This is a genomic window from Burkholderia sp. lig30 (genome assembly GCF_000687455.2).
In the GTDB taxonomy this organism is placed as follows: Bacteria; Pseudomonadota; Gammaproteobacteria; order Burkholderiales; family Burkholderiaceae; genus Burkholderia.
The window spans coordinates 78355-84817 of the sequence record NZ_JGVW01000074.1; the positions used below are offsets into that span (position 1 = coordinate 78355).

The 6463-nt window shown below is 69.4% G+C and carries 5 protein-coding genes; all 5 read left to right on the plus strand.

The annotated features are described in order from the left end of the window. Window positions 1–110: 110 nt before the first annotated feature. A complete protein-coding gene (locus LIG30_RS12140; RefSeq protein ID WP_038712440.1) occupies window positions 111–1814 on the plus strand; it encodes an AMP-binding protein in 1704 nt (567 codons plus the stop codon). A gap of 108 nt (window positions 1815–1922) precedes the next feature. Continuing rightward, window positions 1923–3452 (plus strand): CoA-acylating methylmalonate-semialdehyde dehydrogenase, encoded by a 1530-nt coding sequence (locus tag LIG30_RS12145; protein ID WP_038712443.1) that lies wholly within the window; start codon window positions 1923–1925, stop codon window positions 3450–3452. Window positions 3453–3474: 22 nt separating this feature from the next. Continuing rightward, entirely contained in the window at window positions 3475–4374 is a 900-nt protein-coding gene (gene mmsB / locus LIG30_RS12150) for a 3-hydroxyisobutyrate dehydrogenase (RefSeq protein ID WP_038712465.1), read from the plus strand. Further along, complete coding sequence (locus LIG30_RS12155; RefSeq protein WP_038712444.1) at window positions 4374–5165, plus strand: enoyl-CoA hydratase; 792 nt, start codon at window positions 4374–4376, stop codon at window positions 5163–5165. The genes mmsB and LIG30_RS12155 overlap by 1 nt, the downstream gene beginning before the upstream one ends. Continuing rightward, a complete protein-coding gene (locus tag LIG30_RS12160) occupies window positions 5162–6304 on the plus strand; it encodes an enoyl-CoA hydratase/isomerase family protein (protein WP_038712447.1) in 1143 nt (380 codons plus the stop codon). Before LIG30_RS12155 ends, LIG30_RS12160 begins: the two co-directional genes overlap by 4 nt. Window positions 6305–6463: the final 159 nt, after the last annotated feature.

A 6463-nucleotide genomic window follows, 5' to 3' on the forward strand; every position in this document is an offset into this window, starting at 1 on the left:
GCATTCGTGGCGTGGGTAAGTGCTAAAGCACTAACTCGGATCGACGCCCTAGTGGGTGGGACCAGCGTAAGTGCTAAAGCACCAACGCTGGCCGACATGGAGACGACAAAATGACGGCACCGGCTTTCCTGGACGCACGCGATTTCCTGCTGCGCCATCGCACCGACTACGAAACCGCCTACCGCGAGTTTCAATGGCCGGTGCTCGAGACGTTCAACTGGGCACTCGACTACTTCGACCCGATGGCGCGCGGCAACGACAGCCCCGCGCTGTGGATCGTCGACGTGGCAGGGAGCGACGGCGCGCGCTACTCGTTCGCGCAGATGTCCGAGCGCTCGTCGCGGATCGCGAACTGGCTGCGCGGCGTGGGTGTCGCGCGCGGCGACCGGATTCTGCTGATGCTGCCGAACCGCGTCGAGCTGTGGGACGCGATGCTCGCCGCGATGAAGCTCGGCGCGGTCGTGCTGCCCGCGACCACGCAGCTGTCCCCCGAAGACGTGCGCGACCGCGTGCAGATCGGCGGCGCGACGTTCGCGATCGTCGACGAGCACGAGGCGGCGAAATTCGAGCAGCCGGGCCTCGACCTGACGAAGATCGTCGCGGGCGCGCCGCGCGCGGGCTGGCTGGCGATGAACGACGGCTATGCGGCGCCGGCCGCGTTCGAGCCGGACGGCGTCACGCACGCGAACGATCCGATGCTGTTGTATTTCACGTCGGGTACGACGTCGAAGCCGAAGCTCGTCGAGCACACCCACCGCACCTATCCGGTCGGCAACCTGAGCACGATGTACTGGGTCGGCCTGCAGCCCGGCGACATCCACTGGAACATCAGCTCGCCCGGCTGGGCGAAGCATGCGTGGAGCTGCTTCTACGCGCCGTGGAACGCGCAGGCGTGCGTGTTCGCGTTCAACTACGCGCGCTTCGAGCCGAAAGCCGTGCTCGACGCGCTCGTCAAGTACCAGGTGACGACGATGTGCGCGCCGCCGACCGTCTGGCGGATGCTGGTGCAGCAGCCGCTCGCGTCGTTCGACGTGAAGCTGCGCGAGATCGTCGGCGCGGGCGAGCCGCTCAACCCGGAAATCATCGAGCGCGTGAAGCACGCGTGGGGCGTGACGATCCGCGACGGCTACGGCCAGACCGAGACCACCTGCCTGATCGGCAACCCGCCCGGCCAGCCGGTGGTGGCCGGCTCGATGGGGCGGCCGATGCCCGGCTACCGTATAGCGCTGCTCGACCCGGACGGCGTGCCCGTCGGCGAAGGCGAGGTCGCGCTGCCGGTCGGTCCGGACGTGCCGCGTCCGGTCGGCCTGATGAAGGGCTACGCGAACAATCCCGACGCGACGGCGTATGCGATGCGCGACGGCCACTACCGCACCTCCGACATCGCGATGCGCCGCGACGACGGTTATTTCGTCTACATCGGCCGCGCGGACGACGTGTTCAAGTCGTCCGACTACCGGCTGAGCCCGTTCGAGCTGGAAAGCGTGCTGATCGAGCACCCGGCGATCGCCGAGGCGGCGGTCGTGCCGAGCCCGGACCCGCTGCGCCTGTCGGTGCCGAAGACGTTCATTACGCTGCGCCAGGGCTACGAGCCGAGCGCCGCGCTCGCGGTCGAGATCTTCCGCTTCTCGCGCGAGAAGCTCGCGCCGTACAAGCGCATCCGCCGGCTGCAGTTCGCCGAGCTGCCGAAGACGATCTCCGGCAAGATCCGCCGCGTCGAGCTGCGCCGCCGCGAGATCGAGCGCGGCGAAGACGCGACCGCGCGCATGCCGGGCGAGTACTGGGAAGAGGATTTCGCCGCCGAACTGAAATGACCGCGGGGCCCGGCCTGCCGCGCACGCGCGGCGGCCGCCCGCCATCGACATGAACCGGCCGGCCGCGCAGCGCCGCTCGCGGCCGGCCATCGCAAGGAGAGTTGAGCGATGAACGCGAATCCGACGCCCCGCACGGGGCAAGACGTGCCGACGGTCAAGCTGCTGATCGACGGCGAATTCGTCGAGTCCGCCACCCAGGAGTGGCGCGACATCGTCAATCCGGCCACCCAGCAGGTGCTGGCGCGCGTGCCGTTCACGACCGCGGCCGAAGTCGACGCGGCCGTGCGCGCCGCGCAGGCCGCGTTCGAGTCGTGGAAGAACACGCCGATTTCCGCGCGCATGCGCATCATGCTGAAGTTCCAGGATCTGGTGCGCACGAACCTGTCGCGCATCGCGAAGACGCTGACCGCCGAGCAGGGCAAGACGCTGCCCGACGCCGAAGGCGACATCTTCCGCGGCCTCGAAGTCGTCGAGCATGCGTGCTCGGTCGGCACGCTGCAGCTCGGCGAATTCGCGGAGAACGTCGCGGGCGGCGTCGACACCTATACGCTGCGCCAGCCGCTCGGCGTGTGCGCGGGCATCACGCCGTTCAACTTCCCCGCGATGATCCCGCTGTGGATGTTCCCGATGGCGATCGTCTGCGGCAACACGTTCGTGCTGAAGCCGTCGGAGCAGGACCCGCTGTCCACCATGCAGCTCGTCGAGCTGGCCGTCGAGGCGGGCGTGCCGAAGGGCGTGCTGAACGTCGTGCACGGCGGCAAGGAAGTCGTCGATGCGATCTGCACGCATCCGCTCATCAAGGCGATCTCGTTCGTCGGTTCGACGGCGGTGGGCACGCACGTGTATCGCGTCGGCAGCGAGCACGGCAAGCGCGTGCAGGCGATGATGGGCGCGAAGAACCACGCGGTGGTGCTGCCGGACGCGAACCGCGAGCAGACGGTCAACGCGCTGGTCGGCGCGGCGTTCGGCGCGGCGGGGCAGCGCTGCATGGCGACCTCGGTCGCGGTGCTGGTCGGCGACGCGCGCGACTGGCTGGCCGACATCGCCGCGAAGGCGAAGACGCTGAAGGTCAGCGCGGGCGCGGAGCCGGGCACCGACGTCGGGCCGGTCGTGTCGCGCGCGGCGAAGGCGCGCGTGCTGTCGCTGATCGACGCGGGCGTGAAGGAGGGCGCGACGCTCGTGCTCGACGGCCGCGGCGTGAAGGTGCCGGGCTACGACGCGGGCAACTTCATCGGCCCGACGATCTTCGCGGACGTGAAGACCGACATGTCGATCTACACGAGCGAGATTTTCGGGCCGGTGCTGGTGGTGCTGACGGCCGATTCGCTCGACGACGCGATCGCGCTCGTCAACGCGAACCCGTTCGGCAACGGCGTGGGTCTGTTCACGCAGAGCGGCGCGGCGGCGCGCAAGTTCCAGAGCGAGATCGACGTCGGCCAGGTCGGCATCAACATTCCGATCCCGGTGCCGGTGCCGTTCTTCAGCTTTACCGGCTCGCGCGGCTCGAAGCTCGGCGACCTCGGCCCGTACGGCAAGCAGGTCGTGCAGTTCTACACGCAGACGAAAACCGTGACCGCGCGCTGGTTCGACGACGACGCGACGGCCGGCGCGGTGAACACCACGATCCGTTTGCATTGAGCGCATGACATTGGAGACGACGATGAAAATCGGATTTATCGGCCTCGGCCACATGGGCGCGCCGATGGCGCTGAATCTGCTGAACGCGGGGCATCAGGTCAGCGTGTTCGACCTGAGCGCCGACGTGCTGCGCGCGCTGCAGGACGCGGGCGCGCAGCCGGCCGCGTCGCCGCGCGACGCGACCTCGGGCGCCGCGTTCGTGATCACGATGCTGCCGGCCGCGCCGCACGTGCGCTCGGTGCTGACGGGCGACAACGGCGTGCTGGCCGGGCTCGGCGCGGGCGCGATGGTGATCGATTCGAGCACCATCGATCCGGCGAGCGCGCAGGCGTTCGGCGCGCTGGTGCGCGAACGCGGCGGCGCGTTCGTCGACGCGCCGGTCTCCGGCGGCACGGGCGGCGCGGCGGCCGGCACGCTGACCTTCATGGTCGGCGGCAGCGACGCCGATTTCGAGCGCGTGAAGCCGGTGCTCGCCGGCATGGGCAAGAACATCGTCCATTGCGGCGCGACCGGGATGGGCCAGGTCGCGAAGGTCTGCAACAACCTCGTGCTCGGCATCTCGATGGCGGCGGTGTCCGAATCGATGGCGCTCGGCGCCGCGCTCGGCATCGATCCGAAGGTGCTGGCCGGCATCATCAACACGTCGACCGGCCGCTGCTGGAGTTCGGACACCTACAACCCGTATCCGGGCGTGATCGAGACCGCGCCGTCGTCGCGCGGCTACACGGGCGGCTTCGGCACCGACCTGATGCTGAAGGATCTCGGCCTCGCCAACGACGCGGCGAAGCAGGCGCGCCAGCCGGTCTATCTCGGCGCGCTCGCGCAGCAGCTGTACCAGACGATGAGCAGCCGCGGCGACGGCCAGCTCGATTTCTCGGCGGTGATCCGCCTTTACCAACCGGCACCGAAAAAGGACGCGTGATGATTGACCTCGATTACGTCGACGACGGCGCGATTGCGTGCGTGACGCTCAAGCGTCCGCCGGCCAACGCGTTTTCCGCCGACGGGCTGCTGCAGCTGCAGAAGACCGTCGCCACGCTCAACGCGGATCACCGCGTGCGCGCGCTCGTCATCACCGGTGACGGTCCGAAGTTCTTCAGCGCGGGCGCCGACCTGAACACGTTCGCCGACGGCGACCCTGCGGTCGCGCGCGCGATGGCCGCGCGCTTCGGCGCGGCGTTCGAGGCGTTGTCCGACGCGCGCTTCGTGACGATCGCGGCGATCAACGGCTATGCGATGGGCGGCGGGCTCGAATGCGCGCTCGCATGCGACCTGCGCGTCGCCGAGACGCACGCGCAGATGGCGCTGCCCGAGCCGGCGGTCGGGCTGCTGCCGTGCGGCCTCGGCACGCAGACGTTGCCCTGGCTCGTCGGCGAAGGCTGGGCGAAGAAGATCATCCTCGCCGGCACGCGCGTCGATGCGCCGACCGCGCTGCGCATCGGCCTCGTCGAGGACGTGGTCGAAAGCGGCGCGTCGCGCGATGCGGCGCTGGTGCTGGCACGCCGGGTCGCGCAGCAGAGCCCGCACGCGCTGGCCGCGAGCAAGGAACTGATCGGCCTCGCACGGCGCGGCGTGCCGCGCAGCGCGGCGCTGGCGGTCGAGCGGGAACGCTTCGTCGGGCTGTTCGACACGCCGGACCCCCGCGAAGGCGTGGCGGCGTTCCTGGGCAAGCGCGCGCCGCAATGGACAATCGAAGGAGACGAAGGACGATGAGCACGCCGATGACGACGCACGATGCCGGTATCGAAGCCGCGCCCGAGGTGCTGTTCCGGGTGCTGAACCGCGTGGCGCTGATCACGCTGAACCGGCCCGCGGCGCTCAACGCGCTGTCGCACGCGATGGTGCGGGAACTGGCCACGCTGCTGGAGCGCTGCCGCAGCGACGAGCAGATCGTCGCCGTGGTGCTGCGCGGCGCGGGCGAGAAGGGCTTTTGCGCGGGCGGCGACGTGCGCGAGCTGTACCGGGCGGCGAAGCAGCGCGAGGCGGGCTGGCTGGCGTTCTTCGTCGACGAATACCGGCTCGATTACGCGATTCACACGTTCCCGAAGCCGGTCGTCGCGCTGATGGATGGTGTCACGATGGGCGGCGGCATGGGGCTCGCGCAAGGCGCGGCGCTGCGCGTCACGACCGAGCGCAGCAAGATCGCGATGCCCGAGACGCGCATCGGCCTGCTGCCGGACGTCGGCGCGACGCACTTCCTGGCGCGCATGCCGGTGGAGCTGGAGCTGTACGTCGGCCTGACGGGCGCGATGTTGTCGGGCGCCGATGCGCTGACCGCGAAGCTCGCGGATCTGTGCGTGCCGTCGTCGTGGCTCGATACGTTCGAGACGCGCCTCGAAAGCGCGAAATGGGACGGCGACGCGCTGACGGAGCTGCGGCGCGTGTTCGCGCCGCCGTGCAACATCGTTCCGCACGCGGCGCTCGACGGCCAGATGCCATGGATCGTGCGCCATTTCGACAAGCGTTCGAGCGTGGAGCGGATCGTCGCGACGCTGCATCAGGAACTCGCGCGCGACGAGCTGACGCGCGAGCATCGCCACTGGCTGCAGGCGACCCTCGACGCGCTCGCCACGTATTCGCCGACGATGCTGTGCGTGACGCGCGAGGCGCTGCTGCGCGGCCGGCAGATGTCGCTCGCGGAGTCGTTCCGGATGGAACTCGGCATCGTCGCGCGTGCGATCGAGGAAGGCGATTTCTGCGAGGGCGTGCGCGCGCATCTCGTCGACAAGGATCGCAAGCCGCGCTGGGCGCCGATGTCGCTCGCGGAGGTGCGCGGCGAGCGGGTGCGGCATTTCCTGACGTCGCCGTGGAAGCTGTTCGCGCATCCGCTGGCGGCGCTGGGGGAAGCCTGAAGGGCGCAGGGATCCGGGCAGTCGCCGATTGCGCGAATTGGCGAACAATCTGTTACCAGATTGTTCGGTTCTCGCGGCGGGGAGCGATGCTATTCTTCGCCGCAAGCTGGTTGAAATGAAATCGCCGATCGTTCGGCGGGCGGGGCCGATCGGCCCCGC